Below are 19734 nucleotides of genomic sequence, written 5' to 3'. Positions count from 1 at the left end.
TCATGACTCAACTTTATCGCGGCATGGATCAGGCGGCACTGCGTGCGGCCTACGACAACGTGGCGGCAGTGGCCGACGTCGCTGAGCGCATGCTCGGCTTTCAGGAGCGCAGCGCGGCGTTGTATGCCGCTTCGCAGTGTCGGCGTGATGTGGCGTACGGCCCGCGGCCCCGGCAACGTTTCGACTGGTTTCCGTGCGGGAAGCCTGACGCGCCGATTTTCGTGTTCATACACGGCGGCTACTGGCAGGCGCGCAGCAAGGAAGATTTTGCGTTCGTCGCCAGTGGGCCGCTTGGGTGCGGCTTCAATGTTGTGCTCGCGGAATATACGTTGGCGCCGGACGCGTCGATGACGCAGATTGTCGGTGAAGTCGATGCGCTGCTGGCGGCGCTGGCGGCTGATCGTGATGGGCTCGGCACGCGTGGTCCCGTTTGCCTTGCGGGGCATTCTGCGGGCGGGCAATTGAGTGCGCTTTATCGCACGCATGAGTCTGTCGTGCACGCCATGCCGATCAGCGCACTGGTGGACCTGGAACCGATTGCGATGTCATGGCTCAACGAGAAGCTGCAGCTAACGCCGGCGGAGATCGATGCGTATAGCCCGATGCGGCACATCGGCAAAGGTGTGCCGATGACTGTTAGCGTCGGCACGGCCGAGTTGCCGGAGCTGGTTCGGCATTCAGAGGAATACGTGGCGGCGTGCCGGCAAGCGGGTGAGCAGGTGGAGTTCGTGCCGCTCGCCGGGTGTAATCACTTTACGATTCTTGAGGACCTTGCGCGGGCCGATGGGGTGCAAATGGAGGCGTTGGTGAAGGGAATGGGGCGAAGGTGACCCACTGTGCTCACTCATACCACCGCGGTGTGTAAACCCATTCACCGCCATCGATACCGTTAGCAAACGCGCGTGTCGTCGACGACCCGACGATCACCATCGTGCGCATGTCCACATCGGAGGAACGCAGTTCACCGAGCGTGATCGTGCGCATTGTGCTACCCGGTCTGCCGATATCGCGGCCGAGCACGACTTTCGTCGCGGCAGTGCGATATTCCCGCACGATATCCAGCGCTTTATCCAACTGCCACGGGCGTGCGCGAGAGATCGGGTTATAGAACGCCATCACCAGATCTGCTTCGGCCGTATGCCGAAGGCGTTTTTCGATGATGCTCCACGGCTTCAGATTGTCGGATAGCGACAGCATGCAGAAGTCATGGCCCAACGGCGCGCCAGCTTGCGCCGCGGTTGCCATCGCAGCGGACACTCCCGGCACGATGGCAAGTTGGACTGCGCGCCAGTCAGCGTTCGTCGAAGCGCCTTCTTCGAGCGCCTCGAGCACCGCGGCCGCCATCGCAAACACGCCCGGGTCGCCCGAGGACACCATTACCACTGACCGTCCAGTGCTCGCAAGTTCGAACGCATGGCGTGCCCGCTGCATCTCTTCGCGATTGTCCGTGCCGTGTACGCGTTGGTCGGCCCGCAAGGGGCCGGCCATTTTCACGTAGGTTTCGTAGCCGAGAATATCGGTGGCTTCATTCAGCGCCGTTCGGGCGGCGGGCACCATCAGGTCCGCGCTGCCGGGGCCGAGGCCGATCACGGTCAAGCGGCCGCGTGTACGGCCAATCGTGTCTGGGTCGATTGCCAATGCTGCTAGCGCGAGCGCGACTCCTGCTTCCGCGTCGTCATGCAAGGTTTGATAAGGGACGCGCAGCGCGGCGTGCAGCAAATTGCTCGGCGGCTCGCCGTCCTCCGGGCCCGCATGGGCAAAACGCAGCGGCACGTTCAGGCTCGCCGCGGCATCGGCGAGCGCCGGGTTCGCCATGTGTTCGGAAGGAACCAGCAATGCCGCGAGCGAAAGCGGTGCAAGACCGTGCGCGTTCAACGCCTCGTGTACGAGCGCGGCGATTCGCTCGCCGGAAGTCGTCTGCGTATCAGGATCAGAATTGGCAGCAAGGTCTGTATCGGTGCTGGAAGACGCACCCGGACCCGGAACGGCCACCGCCGCCACCACACTCCGCGGATGAATCACTAACTCATCATCGCGCCCATCCCACGCACGCGGCGTTACGCGGATCGCGAGGCGTGCCGATTCCGAGCGCGGCAATTGCGCGTCTTCGAGCCACGGCGCTTCACCCTCAATGCGCGTGCTTTCACCAGCCAGAAGATCCGACACGAAGCGCTTACCTTGCGCTATATCGGCAAGCGCATAGCCCTCAGGCGGATTGAGCACACATGTTCCGAAGCGCAATTCGCCACTCGTCGTAATCGCTGGCGACACGTTCAACGCAGCCGCAATCTCGCGAGCCATCACGTTGACGCCTGCAAGGCCGCCGAGCAAGGGCACGACCGCACTGCCATCTTCTGCAACGGCCAGCACCGGCGGCTCGACGCCCTTATTCGACAGCAAGGGCGCCACGCAACGGATCACGATCCCGGCGGCGCACAACGCGATGATCGGCGTGCCGCGCGCATACAGATCACCCAGGTGCGCGCGGAGCTCCGTGTACGAGACGTCAGCCTCGACTCGGCCCTGCAAGGCATGAACCTGGCATCCGGCATACAGCATCTGGATACGCCGTGCGGTCTCCAACGCGCCCGCACCGAGAATCACGATCGCGGGTGGCGTCAACCTTGCCATTTTTCCCCCGGCACCACGAGCAGCGAAAAATACGGCGAGGCCATCGGATCGACTTCGTCGAGCGGCACGATGCGCTGATTGCCCATGGTCGCGCGTTCGACGTAAAGCGCACGATGCGCGAGCCCCAGTTCGCCGAGCACGCGCCGCACCTTATCGAAATTGCGGCCGAGCTTCATGATGACCGCAGCATCCGCATCGGCGAGACGTCGGCGTAGTTCGTCTTCGGGCAACACGCCGGAGAGCACCGACAGACTCTGATTGCGATACACCAGCGGCGAGCCAAGTACCGCTGCGCCGCCGAGCATCGAGCACACACCGGGCACGACTTCAGCCTCGAACCGGGCTGCGAGGCGGTCGTGCAAATACATGTACGAGCCGTAGAAAAACGGATCGCCTTCGCAAATCACCGCGACGTCGCGGCCCGCGTCGAGATGGCCGGCGACGACCTCCGCAGCGGTATCGTAGAAGTCGGCGATGATCGCTTCATACGACAGCGGCGGCTCGAGCGCTTCGGTCGTGACGGGATAGACGAGCGGCAGATGCTGTTGAGCGTCATGCAAATGCGCCTCGATGATGCTGAAGGCGTTGCCCTTCTTACCCTTCGCGACGAAATACGCGACCACGGGTGCCGCTTTCAGCAAACGCAGCGCTTTCAGCGTGATGAGTTCCGGGTCGCCGGGGCCGACGCCGAGTCCGAATAAACGTCCTTGCACGGTCATTTACTCGACCTCCGTCGCGAGCGCGTTCACAGCAGCGGCCGCCATCGCGCTGCCGCCGCGTCGTCCGTGAACCACGACGAAGGGCACGCCGCGGCTGTCTTCGGCCAGCATCGCTTTCGATTCGGCCGCGCCGACGAAACCGACCGGAAAGCCGAGGATCAGCGCGGGCTTTGGCGCACCGGCATCGAGCATATCGAGCAGATGAAAGAGGGCGGTCGGCGCATTGCCGATCACGACGACGCTGCCGGCCAGCTGCGGCCGCCACAATTCGAGCGCGGCGGCCGAGCGCGTATTGCCGAGTTCGCGCGCGAGCGCAGGCACGTCCTGATGCGTGAGCGTGCAGATCACGTTGTTGTTCGCGGGCAGTCGAGCGCGCGTGATGCCTTGCGCCACCATGCCGGCGTCGCACAGAATCGGCGCGCCTTGCGCGAGCGCCGTACGGCCCGCGGCGCCTGCGCCTTCGGAAAACTGAAGATCTTCAACGACGTCGATCATGCCGCAGGCGTGGATCACGCGCACCGCGAGTTTCTCGAGGTCGGCAGGGATACGCGATAAGTCGGCCTCCGCACGTATCGTCGCGAAGGATTGGCGATAGATCTCCTGACCGTCGCGAATGTAATCAAGCATCTGAGGGGCTCCGGGCCGGGTGTGCCAATGGGTCGAGCATATCGGCGGCCTGTTCGATCGTGAGTTGGTGCGCGACGCACGAGCCGAAACCCGGCTGGCCGTCGCGGCGATAAAGGTCGTAGGTGCCGGGCGCCGCGGCCAGCAGCGTGTACGGCGCGCAATGTGCGGCGGCGCATGAGCGCGGACAGCCGCTCAGATGGACGTCGACGCCGTCGGGCAGGCGATCCGCTAGAAGTAACGCGTCGGCTTTGGTGTTAGCGAGGCTTTTCGCGCAGCCTGTGGAACCGGCGCAGGCGATTAAGTGCGTAATGGGTTGTGCGGGATCGCAGGCGAGCCCCAGCGCATTCATTTCAGCGAGCACGGCGGGCGCGGCATCGGCAGCGATATCGGGCAGTAATACGCTTTGCCAGGGCGTCATGCGCAGCGTGCCGTTGCCTTGCTGTTGCGAGAGCGTGGCGAGGCCGCGCAAGGTCGTGGCGTCGAGGCGTCCGAGCGGCGGTTGGCCGCCTACGTGCAGCATTCCCACAACTCGCTGTGCGTGCGCGCCGAGTCGCAAAGTGGCATCGGCAGGTGTGGGGCGTTGCCAGTTTGCAAGCGATGTGTCGCGTGACAGCGGGAAATCGACGTACGTTTGAGCGTGCTGCAATACGGCGTCGATGGAATGCGCGGCGAGCAGGTGACGCATGCGCGTGTCATCTGGAGCGGCCAGATCGAGGAACGTGTGCAGCAGCGCGCAGACGAGGTCTGTGACTTGCGAAGGCAGCACGGCGGCGAGAGCGCCGGCGTAGTTCGGACGAGAATGGTCAACGGCGCTATGCGCGATGTGTTGGAAGGCATCGGAGTTCGCCGCAGCTGACGGGCAACCCGCCAATCCGAACACAAATCGCACACCGTCTTCGGCCTGCATGGCTGCTAGCCAGACATCGTGCGGATGATCCAACCTGGCAAGGCGCTCACCACCATCGAGCAGTAGCGCGAATTTCGGCGATAGCGCCGCGAAACGCGGTTCGGATTGCAGCAAGGTGAGCAGTTCGACGCAAAGCGGCCTTGTATCGAACAGCGCAAACGGATCGCGTCCGGCAGTCGGGCTCACCATCAGATTGCGCACATCGTCCGCCGAGGTCGCTACCAGCACGCCGGAAGCATCCACCGCACCGCCCGTCGGAATCGGCCCAAGCCCCGCATCGACCAGCGCCGCGATCAACGCCGCCTCATGCCCGCTTCGCACACCACGCACCTGCAGATTCGCGCGATTGGTCAGCTCGACCACACCCGCCGCATGCCGCTCACTGACATCAGCAATCACCGCCGCCTGCGCCGCGCTCAACTCGCCTCCGGGCAATTTAATCCGGCAAATCCCCCCATCACGCGCCGCGACGATGCGCAGCAGCCCCGGACACGCCGAGGGCCGCAGCACGAGAGCCGCGTCGGGCAAAGCAGTGGAGGGCGAAGCTTGATTCAAGACGGACACCGGGTTGAGCGTCGCGCGACGGCCCGAGCAAGCCGCAAAGCGGCCCTTGCTACGGCATCGGTACACCCCGCCCGATGTAGGCTGGCACGAACAGTCTGGCCGGCAGGTCTCCTGGCTGGCAGGTCATGGTCCGCCGCGGCCTTCCCGGTCGAACCAGTGGCGCGGAGCGCAGGCGGACTCGCTGCATACAGTTGCGGGGGCAGCCACAGCGACACTGTGTTCCCTCTTCGGCCCCGAAGGGCACCGGCGGCTGTATTATGCCTTTTTTCGAACAGTACAACGAGGCTGGACGCTTTGATCGGCGTGGCACAGCGGATTATTTGAAGATACAGAAAGAGGATGGATGCATGCCGGCGTGGCTGACCGTGGTGGGCATAGGCGATGACGGCTTCGCCGGCTTGGGGAGGCCCGCGCGGCGCGCTTTGCTGGAAGCGTCGGTGGTTTATGGCGGTGAACGTCATCTGGCGATGCTGCCCGCGCGCCTCGCCGCGCGCCGTGCGGCATGGCCGAAGCCGTTCGATCTCGCGCCTTTGCTGGCGGAGCGGACAGGGCCCGTGTGTGTGCTGGCGAGTGGCGACCCGATGCTGTTCGGCGTCGGCGCAACGCTCGCGCGGCACTTGCCGGCAGGGGAGTTGCGGGTGCTGCCCGCGCCCTCGTCGTTGTCGCTGGCGGCCGCGCGGCTTGGCTGGCCGTTGCAGGATGTCGCCACGGTTTCGCTGGTGGGAAGGCCGTTGCCGACGCTGAATGCTCATTTGCACGACGGCGCGCGCGTCTTCGTGCTGAGTGCCGACGGGCGTACGCCTGCCGCGCTGGCCGAACTGTTGAATGCACGCGGTTTCGGCGCGACGCGGATGACCGTGCTGGAACATCTGGGCGGTGATCTGGAGCGGTGCATAGATGGCCGCGCGCACCAGTGGCCCGCAGGGGAAGTGGCGGCGCTGAACCTGATCGCGCTTGAATGCCGCGCAACGGAAGGCGCGCCGCGTTTGCCGCTGACCGTCGGCTTGCCTGACGACGCCTTTCGCCACGACGGTCAGTTGACCAAGCGCGACGTCCGCGCGATTACGCTGGCGCGCCTCGCGCCGACGCCCGGCGAATTGCTATGGGATGTGGGCGCGGGCAGCGGCTCGATTGGCATCGAATGGATGCGCGCACACCCGACCTGCCGCGCGATCGCGATCGAAGGGCACGCGGAGCGGCAGCGCTTCATCGAACACAATCGCGATGCGTTGGGCGTGCCGGGTTTGCAACTGGTGGCCGGCCGCGCGCCTGATGCGTTGGAAGGTTTGGCTGTGCCGGATGCCGTGTTCATCGGCGGTGGCGTGACGGTGCCGGGTGTGCTTGACGCCTGCTGGGCGCGTCTGCGCGACGGCGGACGTCTGGTGGCCAATGCCGTGACCTTGCAAGGCGAGGCAGCGCTGGCGGCGTGGCGTGAGCAACACGGCGGCACGTTGACTCGCATCGCGCTGGCTGACGCGCAGCCGCTCGGCGGCTTCGATACGTGGCGCCAGGCGTTGCCGATTACGCTGCTGGAGGTTACGAAGCTGGCCAGCAGCGCGGACGGCACCTCAAGCACGAGCGCCGCATCCAGCACGTCCACCAGTTCAGCCGACTCACCATTCCATCCGTAATGCGCGAAGAAACGCCCGAACAACCCGCGCCGCTGCGTAGCGGCTACACGACCGGCAGTTGCGCCACCGCGACGTCGCTCGCGGCCGCGCGTCTGTTGCTCGCGGGTATCGTCAGCGAGGTCGCGGAGATCGTGTTGCCGAAGGGCCGGCTCGTGCCGATGCCACTGGTGTTCTGCCGCCTGACCGCCGATGGCGCGGAAGCCGGCACAGTAAAAGACGCAGGCGACGATCCCGACGTGACGCACGGCGCGATCGTATTCGCCCGCGTGCGTTTGCTTGCCGAACCGGGTGTGATATTCCGCGCGGGGCCAGGCGTTGGCACGGTGACACGCGCCGGCCTCACGCTGCCAGTCGGCGAACCAGCGATCAATCCCGTCCCTCGCAAGATGATGACCGAACATCTGACCGAACTCGCCGCGGAACATGGATACGCAGGCGGCTTCGAAGTAACGATTGGCGTCGAAGGCGGCGAAGCACTCGCACTGAAAACGATGAACCCGCGCCTCGGCATTCTCGGCGGTTTGTCGATTCTCGGCACCACCGGCATCGTGCGGCCGTTCTCGTGCTCGGCCTATATCGCCTCGATTCATCAGGGCATCGACGTCGCGCGTGCGAACGGTTACCTGCATCTCGCGGCCTGCACCGGCAACGCAAGTGAAGACGCGATGCGCGCGCATTACGGTCTGCCGGACATCGCACTGATCGAAATGGGCGACTTCGTCGGCGCGGTGCTCAAACATATGAAGCGCGCGCCGGTCGAGCGCTTGAGCGTGTGCGGCGGCTTCGGCAAACTCAGCAAATTGGCAGCCGGGCACCTCGATCTGCATAGCCGCAATTCGAGCATCGATCTGGAACGGCTTGCAACATGGGCCGCCGAATATGGCGCCGACGACGCGTTACAAGCGGCGATCCTCGCCGCCAATACGAGCCAGCAGGCGGTCGCGTTGGCGCATGCGCAACACGTGCCGCTCGGCAACATTGTCTGCCAGCATGCGCTGGCTGTAGCGCGCGATATCGTGCCGCCGCAGGTCGCGGTCGAAATGTTCGCGATTGACCGCCAGGGCAATCTGATCGGGGTCGCGCAATGACAAGCATTCTGCTGCTCGGCGGAACCGGCGACGCCTTGCGAATCGCGAGGCAACTCGGCCCTGAGCACGTGTACAGTCTCGCGGGCCTCGGAAAGGTGCCGGACGATTTGACATGCGAGGTGCGCGTAGGCGGCTTCGGTGGCAGCGAAGGCATGGCGCGTTATATCGAGGACAAACGCATTAGCCTCGTAATCGACGCGACACATCCCTACGCCGCGCAGATCAGCGCCAATGCCGCGAAAGCGAGCAGTGCGGCGCGCGTACCGTGCTGGGCGCTGCGTCGCGCGGGCTGGCAGCCGCAAGCCGGCGACGACTGGCGCGTGGTCGGCGATTGGCCAGAACTCACGGCCGCGCTAGCCTCATTCAATCGCCCGCTGTTCACACTTGGCCGCGAACCGCTCGCGCATCTCGACGAAATCCGGCCGCAGCAATTCTGGACCGTACGCTGCCTCGAAGCACACGAAACCAATCCACGTGCGCGAATTCTGGCGACACGCGGCCCGTTTACGCTCGAAGGCGAGCGAGCGTTGTTCGACGCCGAAGCATTCGATGTCGTCGTCAGCAAAAACAGCGGCGGCAGCGCCACCGAAGCGAAACTCGAAGTCGCGCGCGAACGTAGCCTGCCGGTGGTCATGCTGCGGCGTCCTGCATTGCCTGCAGTCGATCGCGAGTTTGCAAACGTGGCCGACTTGCTGGAAGCATTGCAAGTCTCAGGTTAAGTGGCGCATGTCATGCATGACATGCCGGCCAAACGAATCATGGAGTAGTGAATGACGGTGTTTTTTATCGGCGCGGGTCCCGGCGACCCGGAACTGATCACGGTGAAAGGGCAACGCCTTGTGCGCACCTGCCCGGTGATCCTGTATGCCGGCTCGCTGGTGCCGGCCGCTGTACTCGAGGAGCATAGCGCGGAGCAGGTCGTGAACACCGCCGAACTCGACCTCGATCAGATCATCGCGTTGCTCAAGGCCGCACACGACAAAGGCCAGGACGTGGCACGCGTGCATTCCGGCGACCCGTCCTTGTACGGCGCGATCGGCGAGCAGATCCGCAGACTTCGCGAACTCGATATTCCCTATGAAATCGTGCCCGGCGTGACGGCAACCGCGGCATGCGCGGCGACACTCGGCTGCGAACTCACCTTGCCCAATATTTCGCAAACGCTGATCCTCACGCGCTTTGCAAGCAAAACGACGATGCCGGAAGGCGAACAACTCGGCGACCTCGCGAGACATCGCGCGACGATGGCGATTCACCTCGGCGTGCGCCATCTCGCGCGCATCGTCGATGAACTACGGCCGCACTACGGCGGCGCGTGCCCGATCGCAGTGATCTATCGCGCCAGCTGGCCGGATGAAGAAAAAATCACCGGCACGCTAGACGACATAGTCGGCAAAGTGCAGTCCACCAACATTGAGCGGACTGCACTGATCCTGGTGGGACAGGTGCTGGCGGCCGAAGGATTCGCGGAGTCGACGTTGTACGCGAAAGGCGGCTGACCCGTCCACCGTCGATTCAGCCGATTCCTTATCCCCCTGACTTCAACTGTGCCCAGAGCCTGCTTTCCAGACGTTTGATCTGGGCGGGCAGGGGCTTGAGCAGAAACAGCGTTTTCAGCACGGATTCAGGCGGGTACACGGTCGGATCGTTGAGAATTTCCGGCCGCACGAATTTGCGCGCGGCGGCGTCCGCATTCGGATAGAACACCTCGTTGGTGATCCCGGCATGAACCTCCGGGCGCTCGATGTAGTTGATCCAGTTGAGCGCCGCTTCCGGATGCGGCGCATCTTTGGGGATCGCCATCATGTCGAACCAGATCGGCGCACCGCCTTGAGGAATGAAGTATTTGACCTCGTAACTCTTGCCGGCTTCGCGCGCGCGATGGCTCGCCATCGACACGTCACCCGACCAGCTCAAAGCAAAACAGATGTCGTCGCCCGCAAGATCGTTGATATAGCTCGTCGCGTTGAACTGCGTGACGTACGGACGGATTTTCTTCAATGCGTCATACGCAGCCTGATAGTCGGCCGGATTCACGCTGCTCGGATCGCGCCCGAGATAGTGCAACGTCACCGCGAAAACATCACTCGGCGCGTCGAGTATGGACACGCCGCAAGTCTTCAGCTTGCTCAGATACTCGGGCTTGAAGAGGATGTCCCAGCTATCGAGCGGCGCATCGTTGCCGAGAATTTTCTTGACCCGTGTAACGTTATAGCCGAGCCCCGTGGTGCCCCATGCCCACGGCACCGCGTACTGATTGCCGGGGTCCGCATCGGCGACCAGCTTGAGCAGATTGTGGTCGAGGTTCACCAGGTTCGGCAGCTTCGATTTGTCGAGTTTCTGGTAGATGCCGGCTTCGATCTGCTTGGCGAGAAAGTTCGAGGTCGGCACCACGACGTCGTACCCCGTAGAACCCGTCAGCAGTTTCGCCTGCAAGGTTTCGTCGCCGTCGTAGACATCGTATTGCACATGAATGCCGGACTCTTTCTCGAAGTTTGGCACGGTGTCTTTCGCGATGTAGTCGGCCCAGTTGTACAGATTGAGCTGCTTTTCGTCGGCGTGCGCGGCGGTGCCGAACGAGCAGAACAACAGCGCTGCCAGCAGCGATGCGCTCGACCTCGACTTCATGAAGGTGTGGGGCATGGTTGTCGTCCAGAGAGGGTTCAGCAGAGCAGTCATGGATTTACATACGCTGATGGCGTTGCAGTTTCTGATTGCGCATCAGGCACACCATGTCGGCGGCAAGGTGGGCCGCGGCGAGCGCGGTGACGTCGCTGTGGTCGTAGGGCGGTGACACTTCCACCACGTCCGCGCCGACCAGATTCACGGCGCCCAGCGCGCGAACGATTTCCAGCGCCTGTGCCGAGCTCAGGCCACCTGCCACCGGCGTGCCCGTACCGGGCGCGAAGGCAGGATCGAGACAGTCGATGTCGAAAGTGAGGTACGTGGGCGCATCGCCGACAATCGACAACACTTCGTCGATGGTCGCCTGTGTGCCGTTGCGATGGACCCACGGCGCGTCGAGAATGCGCACGCCCATGAAGTCCTCGTTCCAGGTGCGAATGCCGATCTGCACTGAGCGCACCGGATCGATCAACCCTTCGCGGATTGCCTTGTAGAACATCGTGCCGTGATTGAGGGAATCGGGGTTGTCGTCCGGCCACGTGTCGCAATGCGCGTCGAAGTGGATCAGGCTCAACGGCTTGCCGTACTTTTCAGCGTGAGCGATCAGCAGCGGGTAAGTGATGTAGTGGTCGCCGCCGAGCGTCAGCATGCGGGTGCCCGTGGCGAGGATCTCGCGGGCGTGGGCGATGATCGCGTCGCGAATGCCGAGCGGGTTGTGGGCGTCGAACCAGCAGTCGCCGTAGTCGACCACGTTTAGATGATCGAACGGGTCGATGCCCCACGGAAACGCGCCCAGTTCGGCCAGTTGCACGGAGGCGGCGCGAATGCCCGCCGGGCCAAAACGCGTGCCGGGACGGAAGGTGGTCGCGAGATCGAGCGGAATGCCCGATACGGCGACGTCGACGCCGGTGAGATCGCGTGTGTAGGGCCGCCGCATGAAGGACAGCACGCCCGCGTAGGTGGGCGGATGAGGTTGGCCGGCCGCGTCAGTGCCTGCGGCAGGAGCGGTCGAGGCGGGGAGCAAAGCGTTCAGGTTCAGGGTCATACACGTCGATCCGGTCAGTTTCAATGAGCGCCGTCACACAAATATTTCTCATGTCTGAAAAACGGCACGAGGCGTGTGAAGAGCAACTGGCGCTATGATTGCGAGGCAATATTCCGGCGAAAAGCGAAGAATCTTGCTGGAAGTATCGATATTTCTAATATCTTCCCTGACCGTGGCGATCCGATGCGTAGACTTCCCCCTCTGCAGGCCTTGCTCGCTTTCGACGCCGCCGCGCGCCTCGGCAGCTTCACGCGCGCGGCGCAAGAACTCGCGCTGACCCAGTCGGCGATCAGCCATCAGATACAGCAACTCGAGGAGTGGGCCGGGGTGCCGCTGTTCCGGCGGATTGGACGCGGCGTCGCGCCGACGGCGGCCGGTCTGCTATTTGCGCAGACCGTGACGTCGGCCATGACGACCCTAGCGGATGGGCGCGATCGCATCGAGCCGTATGGCAATCCCGATTCCGTGATCATCTATTGCGCGCCGCAGTTCGCGACGGGCTGGATCATGCCGCGCATGCCGGCATTTACGGCGGCCATGCCGAACATCGAGATATGGCTCGTTACCGGGGACGAAGTCAACGAGATCGATCGTGTCGATGTCGACCTGATCGTTTCCGCGAAGGAGATCCGCACGCCCGAAGTGATCTGCGAGCCGTTGCTCGACGAGCAGGCGGTCGCTATCTGCGGACCTGTGACCGCGCGCCGTCTGCGTTCGACGTCCTTTCCCGAGGTGTTGACGCAGGCGCCTTTGCTGGTGCTCGAGCAGCGTCCGGAGTGGGCCCCGTGGTTGCCAGAGTTGAGGCGCGGTGGTTTGCGCACGCGGCGTGCGATGACGGTCGACGACCCCCGCATCCTCGTGGCGGCAGCCGAGCAGGAAGCGGGCATCGCGATGGTGTCCCGGCTTACCGCCGGGGATGCGTTGACGAACGGGCGCGTCGAGGTCTTGCCGCAGGTCCCGGGTTTCCCACTCGCGCCGCTCTGGTTGATGCGCTCCGCCCAACCGGCGCGTTCCGCTGCGGTGGATGCGGTTTATGCGTGGATGGTGAGGCTCTGCCGGGACGGCGGTTGAGGTGCAGCCCATGCGTGCTGCGCCTTGAAAATTTCGCAAGCTCTGCACCAGTTCGACAGCACCTCATTCGCGGACGTCAGCGTTCCCGTGTCGCTACGGGCGATCGATTTTTTCGCCGCCACGTTGCCTGCGGGCGGCGAGTAGCAAAGCTCAGTCCTCGAGTGGCGAGAGCGCTTCAAGCGGCACCTGCTTCGCCGGCCCGATGTTGATCGCCGGCACGAAGCCCAACAGCACGACCACAAAAATCGCAATCGCGAAGATCGAGATGAAGGTCAGGTGCAGCGACTGATGCAACACCATGCGGATCATGTCGCTATCGGCAAGACTCGCCACCTGATTCTGCAGCAGCGCCTTCAACTGATCGGACGTCACCACGGCGACGTCCTTCGAGTGACTGAGTCCGAAGTTGAGCACCGCGCCGAACAGCGTCGCGCCGAGCGTGCTGCCGAGATTGCGCGAAAAGAGATTCGATGCGGTGGCGCTGCCGCGCTCGTCCATCTTGACGATCTCCTGGATCAGCACCAGCGAACTGACGCTCGACGTGCCCATGCCGAAGCCCATGATGAGCGAACCGAACGCCGCGATAAGCGGCGAGCCGCCAGGCTGCAGGAACAGCAACAGCACCGCGCCAATCGGGATGAACGCGCTGCCGCCGATCAGAATGCGCCGCAAGCCGATACGGTGAAACGTCTTCGCCGCGAGTGTCGCGCCCGCGGGCCAGCCCACCATCATCATCGTGAGCGCAAGACCGGCAACCACCGGCGAGCGGTGCAGCACGCCCTGAACATACATCGGCAGGAAGGTGGTGGAGCCCATCAGGATCATGCCGGACAGCACGGTTGCCGCATTGCACGCGGCAATCGGCCGACGGCTCCAGAGCGCGAACGAGATCATCGGCTCAGTCGCGCGGCGTTCCTGAAACACGAAGAACAGCAGGCACAGCATGAACGCGCCACCCGCGAGCGATGCCTTGGCGATGTCGTCGTCACCCGCGTAGGTCAGCGCCATCATCAGCGCCGCGATCGCCGCCATGAATAGCGCCGCGCCCGCGAAGTCGATCGACGGGCGCGCATGCCGTTCCGATTCGCGCAGGAACGCGATGAAGCCCGCCGCTGAGGCAAGTCCGATCGGCACGTTCATCCAGAAGATCCACGCCCACGACATGTTGTGAATGATGAAGCCGCCCACCATCGGGCCGACCACTGCTGAAATGGCCCACACGCTGGCGAGATAGCCTTGCACCTTGCCGCGTTCGCGCGCCGGATAGAGATCGGCGACGACGGTCAGCGTGACCGGCTGGATCGCGCCCGCGCCGACACCCTGAATCAGGCGGAACACGATCATGGCGGGCATAGACCAGGCGAAGCCGGCCAGTACCGAGCCAAGCAGAAAGATGGCGATGCCGGCGAGTATGACCGGCTTGCGCCCATAGAGATCGGCAAGCTTGCCGAACACCACGGTCATCGCCGTTTGCGTCAGCAGGAACGACGAAAAGACCCAGCTATACAGATGCAGATCGCCGAGTTGGGCGACGATCTGCGGCATGGCGGTGGAAACGATGGTGGCTTCGATGGCGACCATCGCCATTGATGCCATGACTGCGGCAATGACTAAGGGACGCGACGATTGCGGGCTGCGGGACATGGGGCGGGTAGTATTAGGATGTTGGAAGCGTCTGACGGCTTGAAAGGTAGCACGCACGCCGCGACGCAAAAGCGCGGCCGCACGAAGGCGGCCGATGTCGAGTATGCACCTTGCGGAGAATGTGTGCTGAGCGCCCAGCAATGGCCAGGCTCAAGCGGCTTTGATTCGGCTTCAAGGCATCAGCCTGGCACAGCCTTTGCGCGCTCATCGCTACTTTCGCTAAATGGAGGGTCATTATGAGGATCGAATTCACCGGACGCCGTGAAGTGGTGGCAGCGGCGCGCGTAGCCTTCGAAGCTAATGTCGATGGGGCTGACGTCTGGTGCAGCGTGTCGCTGGATGCGCTGAACGACCATTTCGGCAACGAGGGTCCGTCGGCCCACAATCTGGTCGGTACCTTCGAGGCCAATCGCGCGCGGATTGAAAATGCTACGCGGCGAGTCCTCGAGAAAAACGGGGGACGATCCGTGGAGCTCGAAACCGGGGATTTCAACTGAGGTCTCAACGTTCCGGGCCTTGACCTGGGAGGGCGGTCCGGTATCTATTCGCCGGGCCTGCTCCGATAGCTTTTCACTCGCAAACCACCTACCCTTCAAAGCACTCGAGCACTCGAGCACTCGAGCACTCGAGCACTCGAGCCCTCGAGCCCAATCCGCACTAGCGAAGCGCGATGGATTCGTCTGACCTCACGTCTCACGTCCTCGCGCGCGTGGAGAGCGTCATGAAACCAATGCCAAAGGTCTTCGCCGCCATCGTGGTCGCGTTCGCGGTATTGTGCGCGCCCATGCGAAGCGTTTTTGCTCAAACCGCGGACAGCCTCGTGGGGTCGTGGTCGCTCGTTTCGCTGACGGTGGCGAAGAGCGGTAACGAAGTGGAATTGCTCGGTCCGCATCCGCAGGGGCAACTCATCTTCGGCAATGACGGGCGCTACGTGCTGCTCGTGCTGAGTTCCGATCTGCCGAAGTTCACTTCTGGGGAAAGGCAGCAAGGCACGGCGGAAGAAAACGCGAAGATCGCTCGCGGCAGTGTCGCGCATTTCGGCACGTATACCGTGGACCCCGCGGCGCGGATTATCGTCTTTCACATTCAAAAGAGTTCGTTTCCGAATTGGGACGCGGATGTTCAGCGCCGCCCATTTACGCTCGACGGCGACCGGCTGACGTACATCACGCCCGGCGCCTTCGGCTATGGATCGTCGAAAGTCGTGTGGCAACGAATCAAATAGCGCGCTTCGCCTGTAATCACAGGGATAATCTGAACTGCCCGGTGCGCATGAGCGATGCCATCGAGTCCCGACACGATCAATTGCAACGCCGTCAAGTACGTGAACGTGAGCTTCGGCTTTTTTATGTGCTGCGGTATAGTCGCGCCAACCGATCGCAGATACGCCTTGGACCTTTGCCGCGTGCCTGGCAGGCCGAGGCATTGACTATCCGGAGAACGTCGTGCAGGAAATCATAGAAGGATTCATCCGCTTTCAACGCGAAGTCTTCCCGCAGCAAAGCGCATTGTTCAAGCGCTTATCGATTGCGCAAAATCCACGCACACTGTTCGTGACCTGCTCGGACAGCCGTGTCGTTCCTGAGCTATTGACCCAGGTGGAGCCCGGCGCGCTGTTCGTGATCCGCAACGCGGGCAACATCGTACCGTCTTACGGCCCGGAACCGGGCGGCGTATCGGCCACTGTCGAATACGCGGTGGCAGTATTGGGCGTGCGGGATATCGTGATTTGCGGCCACTCCAATTGCGGGGCGATGACGGCGATCTGCACGTGCACGAACCTCGACCATCTGCCGGCCGTGGCGGGTTGGCTCCGTCACGCCGATGCGGCGAAAGCGATTAACGCATCGCGAACTTATGCGTCAGATGCCGAGCGTCTCGACGCTCTCGTCAAAGACAACGTGATGGCGCAACTCGCGAACATTCGTACGCATCCGTCAGTGGCCGTGGGCCTCACGAACAAATCGTTGCGACTGCACGGCTGGATCTTCAATATCGAAAGCGGCGCCATGCTCGCACTCGATGGGCGCACAGGAGAGTTTTTGCCGTTGGTGGACAACCCTGAAATTTATGCAGTCTAGCTTCGGACCGCAGCCCCACGAAAAGCACATGCGGTAAAACCGGAAAACCTCTTCGGCGTTCCGGATAGCAACCTATACTGCCAGAGCGCCTGAAGCAGGCGGCATCGCTCCAGCGCTTGTTGCAACACGCGCCGATGACGCCGCTCGATGGAGCGCCACGAGCCAGGCAGCTAGCCGCCTTTCGATGCATTGGATCTTTTTCAAGGAGCCGCCATGTCTACCGAATCCGCGCACGTCGATAGCTACCTGTTCGAACCGGTCGCGCTCGGGCCGCTGCAGTTGCCCAATCGCATCGTGATGGCGCCGCTGACGCGCAGTCGCGCGAAGGAGGCCGACGTGCCGAGCGAACTGGCCATCGAGTATTACGCACAACGTGCAACGGCCGGTCTCATCATCGCCGAGGCGACGCAGATTTCGCAGCAAGGCAAGGGCTATGTGTTCACGCCTGGTATTTATGACGACGCCCAGGTACAGGCGTGGAAACATATTACCGATGCCGTGCATGCGAAGGGCGGCCATATGTACCTGCAGTTGTGGCACGTGGGCCGTATTTCTCATCCGTCGCTGCAGCCGGGTAATGCGTTGCCCGTAGCGCCTTCGGCGATCAAACCCGAAGGCCAGGCCTATACCGACGAGGGCTTCGTGCCGCTCGTCACGCCGCGTGCACTTGAAACCTCGGAAATGCCGGGCATCGTCGAGCAATATCGTCTGGCCGCGCAAAACGCGAAGGCCGCTGGGTTCGATGGCGTGGAAATCCACGCGGCAAACGGTTATCTGCTCGATCAGTTTCTGCGCGACAGGACCAATCAACGAACCGATCAATATGGCGGCTCGATTGAAAATCGCGCGCGCCTGTTGCTGGAAGTGGCCGATGCCGTGACGGAGGTCTGGGGTGGTGAGCACGTCGGCGTGCGTATTTCTCCGCTCAGCAGCTTCGGCGATATCGCCGACAGCGATCCCGAACCGCTGTTCACCTATGTGGTAAAGCAACTCAATGCCCGCAAGCTCGTGTACCTGCACGTCATCGAAGGCGACACGGGCGGCACGCGCGACGTCGAGGGCGGTTTCGATCTGCAGGTGTTGCGCCAGGCATTCGATGGATTGTTCATGGCGAACAATGGCTATGACCGGGAGCTCGCGCAGAAGACGCTCAAGGCAAAACGGGCAGACCTGATTGCGTTTGGCCGACCTTTTATTTCGAACCCGGATCTGGTCGAGCGGCTTCGGGTTGGCGCAGCGCTGAACGAGCCGGATCAGAGCACGATGTATGGCGGCGGTGCGGAAGGCTACACCGATTACCCGACGCTGGACGAGGACGCGAAGCGCTGAGTGGACCTACGCTTCCGCGCACACGCCGCTATGGGCGACGTGTGCGCCTCCTTGCATTGCTACACCGTGCAGATCAGTCGCCCGGGCTATACAGATCGAGTAGCTTGAGCGTCACCCCGTTGGTCCATCCAAAGCCGTCCTGCAGCGGATATTCGCCACCGCCGCCACCTCCGGTGCCCGCGCCTTCCACCACGTACTTTTCAACCAGCTTGTTCTCTGACGCGTAAACCCCTTTCACGTCAGTCAGAAAGCGCGTGCCGATCTGCTGCGCAAGCGCATCCTGGCCATAGCGCTTCAAGCCTTCAATCGCGACCCAGTGCAAGGGCGCCCAGCCGTTCGGTGCATCCCATTGCTGCGTGGTGTTGTAGGTGGTGGTCGCAAGGCCGCCCGGTTGCAGCAGGACGGATTGCACCTGCTGAGCCGTCTTCTGCGCACGGTCCGGCCACGCTGCACCGACCCACAACGGAAACACCATTGCCGCAGTCTTGTTGTCGCGCGGCTTCGCAAGCGTCCAGTCGTAATCGCCGTAATAGCCCTTGGCGTTCCACAAGTACCGGTTGATCCCGAGCGCCCGTTTGGCGGCGCGCTCGGCGAACTCGCCGACACAACGGAAATCGCGCGTCTCGCCGCAGCCTTTCGCGATGGTGATTTCAAGGTGGAACATGAGGCTGTTCAAATCGACCGGGATGATCGACGTGGTGCGCACCGTCGCGAGTGTCATGTTGTCGCCGAACCAGCGGGAACTGAAATCCCAGCCGCTCTCGGCAGTCGCCCGCAACTCGCGGTAGACGTCGTTCGGATTGCGGCCCGTTGCCTGCTGGGCGGTCTGAATGTCCTCCAGATAAGACTCGTCACGCGGCGTGTCGAGTTCATCCCAGTAACGGTTGAGCACCGTGCGATCCGGCATCACGACCACGTTGCGGGTGGCCTGGCCCGGCTGCGTCGAGCTTTCTCCCTGCATCCAGTAGGCGTACTCCTTGCGCAGGGCAGGCAAATACTTCTGATAGACGCCGCGGCCTTCGACCTTCTCCGCCAGTGCGACCATGTACGAGAAGAACGGCGGCTGGGACCGGTCGAGGTAGTAGGTGCGATTGCCGTTCGGGATGTGGCCGAACGTATCGATCTCATAGGCGAAGTTGTCGAGCATGTTGTCGACGAGATCTTCATGCCCCGACTCCTGCAAGCCTAGCATCGTGAAGTACGTGTCCCAGTAGTAGCCCTCGCGGAAGCGGCCGCCTGGCACCACGTACGGCTTCGGCAACGGGATCAGCGAACTGTTTGCCGGCGCGCTCGTGGTGGTGCGGGTGAGGGCAGGCCATAGCCAGTTGATGTGCTCACGCAGCGTCTGATTCGCGGGCGGCGTGATGACGGGTTCACTCGGCGGCGTGAAGTACTGGTTGACGAAGTTCGCCAGCGAAAAGCCGGGATTGTTCTTCTGCTGTTCGTACAGTTGCACGATCGCGGCAGGATCGGCGTTCGGCGTTGCGTCGACGAAAGTCTTCTGATCCGGATAGATCTGCGCGGTTTGCACGGCCACGAAAAGATCGCCGTATAGCTTGTCAGGAGCGGGAGGGAGCGTGCCGCCGACCTGGGTGTCGGCGTAACACACGCCGCTGAGACTGGTGAGAAAAACGAAGCTGGAAACGGCGCTTGCTTTTCTTAAACTGGCAGCGCCCAGCGGCGGGGCGAATGACAGACGAGGGGCGACGCCGATGCGGCGCAATTGCGATGACACAATCATGTCTCCTCCTGAGGAATGGACAACAGGATTG

The 19734-nt window shown here is 62.9% G+C and carries 18 protein-coding genes and 1 riboswitch; of the genes, 10 read left to right on the top strand and 8 right to left on the bottom strand.

The genetic code is table 11. From position 1 onward, the window contains the following. Nucleotides 1–2 precede the first annotated feature (2 nt). Nucleotides 3–830 (top strand): alpha/beta hydrolase, encoded by an 828-nt coding sequence (locus M0D66_RS11590; RefSeq protein WP_211706674.1) that lies wholly within the window; start codon nucleotides 3–5, stop codon nucleotides 828–830. A 10-nt stretch (nucleotides 831–840) separates the two neighbouring features. Here M0D66_RS11590 and cobJ read toward each other — a convergent pair whose 3' ends face one another. From cobJ to cobG, 4 genes are read right to left on the bottom strand one after another with little or no spacing between them, the layout of a single operon-like run. Next, the gene (cobJ, locus tag M0D66_RS11585) at nucleotides 841–2631 is read right to left on the bottom strand and encodes a precorrin-3B C(17)-methyltransferase (protein WP_211706673.1); all 1791 of its coding nucleotides are present in this window, start codon (nucleotides 2629–2631) and stop codon (nucleotides 841–843) included. Beyond that, the gene (locus tag M0D66_RS11580; protein ID WP_093644341.1) at nucleotides 2619–3350 is read right to left on the bottom strand and encodes a precorrin-2 C(20)-methyltransferase; all 732 of its coding nucleotides are present in this window, start codon (nucleotides 3348–3350) and stop codon (nucleotides 2619–2621) included. The genes cobJ and M0D66_RS11580 overlap by 13 nt, the downstream gene beginning before the upstream one ends. Continuing rightward, nucleotides 3351–3977 carry a precorrin-8X methylmutase gene (locus M0D66_RS11575; protein ID WP_211706672.1) on the bottom strand — a complete coding sequence of 209 codons (627 nt, stop codon included), beginning with the start codon at nucleotides 3975–3977 and terminating at the stop codon, nucleotides 3351–3353. Next, nucleotides 3970–5439, bottom strand: coding sequence for a precorrin-3B synthase (cobG, locus tag M0D66_RS11570; RefSeq protein ID WP_244869768.1), 1470 nt, complete (start codon nucleotides 5437–5439; stop codon nucleotides 3970–3972). Before cobG ends, M0D66_RS11575 begins: the two co-directional genes overlap by 8 nt. Before the next feature lie 92 nt (nucleotides 5440–5531). Beyond that, nucleotides 5532–5711, bottom strand: a riboswitch (cobalamin riboswitch). An 84-nt stretch (nucleotides 5712–5795) separates the two neighbouring features. Between cobG and cbiE the strand changes: the two genes are divergently transcribed. From cbiE to cobM, 4 genes are read left to right on the top strand one after another with little or no spacing between them, the layout of a single operon-like run. Further along, nucleotides 5796–7079: a precorrin-6y C5,15-methyltransferase (decarboxylating) subunit CbiE gene (cbiE, locus tag M0D66_RS11565; RefSeq protein WP_211706670.1), complete on the top strand. Its 1284-nt coding sequence runs from the start codon at nucleotides 5796–5798 to the stop codon at nucleotides 7077–7079. Beyond that, the gene (locus M0D66_RS11560) at nucleotides 7079–8167 is read left to right on the top strand and encodes a cobalt-precorrin-5B (C(1))-methyltransferase (protein ID WP_211706669.1); all 1089 of its coding nucleotides are present in this window, start codon (nucleotides 7079–7081) and stop codon (nucleotides 8165–8167) included. The genes cbiE and M0D66_RS11560 overlap by 1 nt, the downstream gene beginning before the upstream one ends. Then, a complete protein-coding gene (locus M0D66_RS11555) occupies nucleotides 8164–8886 on the top strand; it encodes a cobalt-precorrin-6A reductase (RefSeq protein ID WP_211706668.1) in 723 nt (240 codons plus the stop codon). The genes M0D66_RS11560 and M0D66_RS11555 overlap by 4 nt, the downstream gene beginning before the upstream one ends. Nucleotides 8887–8937: 51 nt before the next feature. Next, a complete protein-coding gene (gene cobM / locus M0D66_RS11550; RefSeq protein WP_200618842.1) occupies nucleotides 8938–9666 on the top strand; it encodes a precorrin-4 C(11)-methyltransferase in 729 nt (242 codons plus the stop codon). A 28-nt stretch (nucleotides 9667–9694) separates the two neighbouring features. Here cobM and M0D66_RS11545 read toward each other — a convergent pair whose 3' ends face one another. Together M0D66_RS11545 and speB are read right to left on the bottom strand one after the other, a co-directional pair. Next, entirely contained in the window at nucleotides 9695–10795 is a 1101-nt protein-coding gene (locus M0D66_RS11545; RefSeq protein WP_266210789.1) for a polyamine ABC transporter substrate-binding protein, read from the bottom strand. Between the two features lie 55 nt (nucleotides 10796–10850). Further along, a complete protein-coding gene (gene speB, locus M0D66_RS11540) occupies nucleotides 10851–11837 on the bottom strand; it encodes an agmatinase (RefSeq protein WP_244869799.1) in 987 nt (328 codons plus the stop codon). A 183-nt stretch (nucleotides 11838–12020) separates the two neighbouring features. Here speB and M0D66_RS11535 point away from each other — a divergent pair, with 183 nt between their 5' ends. Continuing rightward, on the top strand, nucleotides 12021–12908 hold the full coding sequence (locus M0D66_RS11535) for a LysR substrate-binding domain-containing protein (protein ID WP_211707142.1): 888 nt from the start codon (nucleotides 12021–12023) through the stop codon (nucleotides 12906–12908). Nucleotides 12909–13058: 150 nt separating this feature from the next. Here M0D66_RS11535 and M0D66_RS11530 read toward each other — a convergent pair whose 3' ends face one another. Then, complete coding sequence (locus M0D66_RS11530) at nucleotides 13059–14552, bottom strand: MDR family MFS transporter (RefSeq protein ID WP_200618844.1); 1494 nt, start codon at nucleotides 14550–14552, stop codon at nucleotides 13059–13061. A 236-nt stretch (nucleotides 14553–14788) separates the two neighbouring features. Between M0D66_RS11530 and M0D66_RS11525 the strand changes: the two genes are divergently transcribed. The 4 genes from M0D66_RS11525 to M0D66_RS11510 all read left to right on the top strand — a co-directional run bounded on the left by M0D66_RS11525 (nucleotide 14789) and on the right by M0D66_RS11510 (nucleotide 17962). Beyond that, on the top strand, nucleotides 14789–15049 hold the full coding sequence (locus M0D66_RS11525) for a DUF1488 domain-containing protein (protein ID WP_054035399.1): 261 nt from the start codon (nucleotides 14789–14791) through the stop codon (nucleotides 15047–15049). A gap of 224 nt (nucleotides 15050–15273) precedes the next feature. Continuing rightward, nucleotides 15274–15777, top strand: coding sequence for a lipocalin-like domain-containing protein (locus tag M0D66_RS11520; RefSeq protein WP_211707141.1), 504 nt, complete (start codon nucleotides 15274–15276; stop codon nucleotides 15775–15777). Between the two features lie 220 nt (nucleotides 15778–15997). After that, the gene (locus tag M0D66_RS11515; RefSeq protein WP_093644324.1) at nucleotides 15998–16633 is read left to right on the top strand and encodes a carbonic anhydrase; all 636 of its coding nucleotides are present in this window, start codon (nucleotides 15998–16000) and stop codon (nucleotides 16631–16633) included. Nucleotides 16634–16846: 213 nt separating this feature from the next. After that, nucleotides 16847–17962: an alkene reductase gene (locus M0D66_RS11510; protein WP_211707140.1), complete on the top strand. Its 1116-nt coding sequence runs from the start codon at nucleotides 16847–16849 to the stop codon at nucleotides 17960–17962. A gap of 73 nt (nucleotides 17963–18035) precedes the next feature. Here the strand turns inward: M0D66_RS11510 and treA are convergent, their stop codons facing one another. Further along, nucleotides 18036–19703 (bottom strand): alpha,alpha-trehalase TreA, encoded by a 1668-nt coding sequence (gene treA, locus M0D66_RS11505; RefSeq protein ID WP_211707139.1) that lies wholly within the window; start codon nucleotides 19701–19703, stop codon nucleotides 18036–18038. Nucleotides 19704–19734: the final 31 nt, after the last annotated feature.

Source organism: Paraburkholderia sp. SECH2, from assembly GCF_030464795.1.
GTDB lineage: Bacteria > Pseudomonadota > Gammaproteobacteria > Burkholderiales > Burkholderiaceae > Paraburkholderia > Paraburkholderia aspalathi.
The sequence above is the reverse complement of the archived record's forward strand: the minus strand, read 5'-3'. Positions and strand labels throughout refer to the sequence as shown.

What these genes read in the sequence shown, in the direction of transcription:
- speB (WP_244869799.1), bottom strand. Translation starts at nt 11,837, where the DNA reads ATGACCCTGAACCTGAACGCTTTGCTCCCCGCCTCGACCGCTCCTGCC.
- cobM (WP_200618842.1), top strand. Translation starts at nt 8,938, where the DNA reads ATGACGGTGTTTTTTATCGGCGCGGGTCCCGGCGACCCGGAACTGATC.
- M0D66_RS11530 (WP_200618844.1), bottom strand. Translation starts at nt 14,552, where the DNA reads ATGTCCCGCAGCCCGCAATCGTCGCGTCCCTTAGTCATTGCCGCAGTC.
- treA (WP_211707139.1), bottom strand. Translation starts at nt 19,703, where the DNA reads ATGATTGTGTCATCGCAATTGCGCCGCATCGGCGTCGCCCCTCGTCTG.
- cobJ (WP_211706673.1), bottom strand. Translation starts at nt 2,631, where the DNA reads ATGGCAAGGTTGACGCCACCCGCGATCGTGATTCTCGGTGCGGGCGCG.
- M0D66_RS11555 (WP_211706668.1), top strand. Translation starts at nt 8,164, where the DNA reads ATGACAAGCATTCTGCTGCTCGGCGGAACCGGCGACGCCTTGCGAATC.
- M0D66_RS11560 (WP_211706669.1), top strand. Translation starts at nt 7,079, where the DNA reads ATGCGCGAAGAAACGCCCGAACAACCCGCGCCGCTGCGTAGCGGCTAC.
- M0D66_RS11525 (WP_054035399.1), top strand. Translation starts at nt 14,789, where the DNA reads ATGAGGATCGAATTCACCGGACGCCGTGAAGTGGTGGCAGCGGCGCGC.
- M0D66_RS11520 (WP_211707141.1), top strand. Translation starts at nt 15,274, where the DNA reads ATGAAACCAATGCCAAAGGTCTTCGCCGCCATCGTGGTCGCGTTCGCG.
- M0D66_RS11545 (WP_266210789.1), bottom strand. Translation starts at nt 10,795, where the DNA reads ATGAAGTCGAGGTCGAGCGCATCGCTGCTGGCAGCGCTGTTGTTCTGC.
- M0D66_RS11590 (WP_211706674.1), top strand. Translation starts at nt 3, where the DNA reads ATGACTCAACTTTATCGCGGCATGGATCAGGCGGCACTGCGTGCGGCC.
- M0D66_RS11510 (WP_211707140.1), top strand. Translation starts at nt 16,847, where the DNA reads ATGTCTACCGAATCCGCGCACGTCGATAGCTACCTGTTCGAACCGGTC.
- cbiE (WP_211706670.1), top strand. Translation starts at nt 5,796, where the DNA reads ATGCCGGCGTGGCTGACCGTGGTGGGCATAGGCGATGACGGCTTCGCC.
- M0D66_RS11575 (WP_211706672.1), bottom strand. Translation starts at nt 3,977, where the DNA reads ATGCTTGATTACATTCGCGACGGTCAGGAGATCTATCGCCAATCCTTC.
- M0D66_RS11580 (WP_093644341.1), bottom strand. Translation starts at nt 3,350, where the DNA reads ATGACCGTGCAAGGACGTTTATTCGGACTCGGCGTCGGCCCCGGCGAC.
- M0D66_RS11535 (WP_211707142.1), top strand. Translation starts at nt 12,021, where the DNA reads ATGCGTAGACTTCCCCCTCTGCAGGCCTTGCTCGCTTTCGACGCCGCC.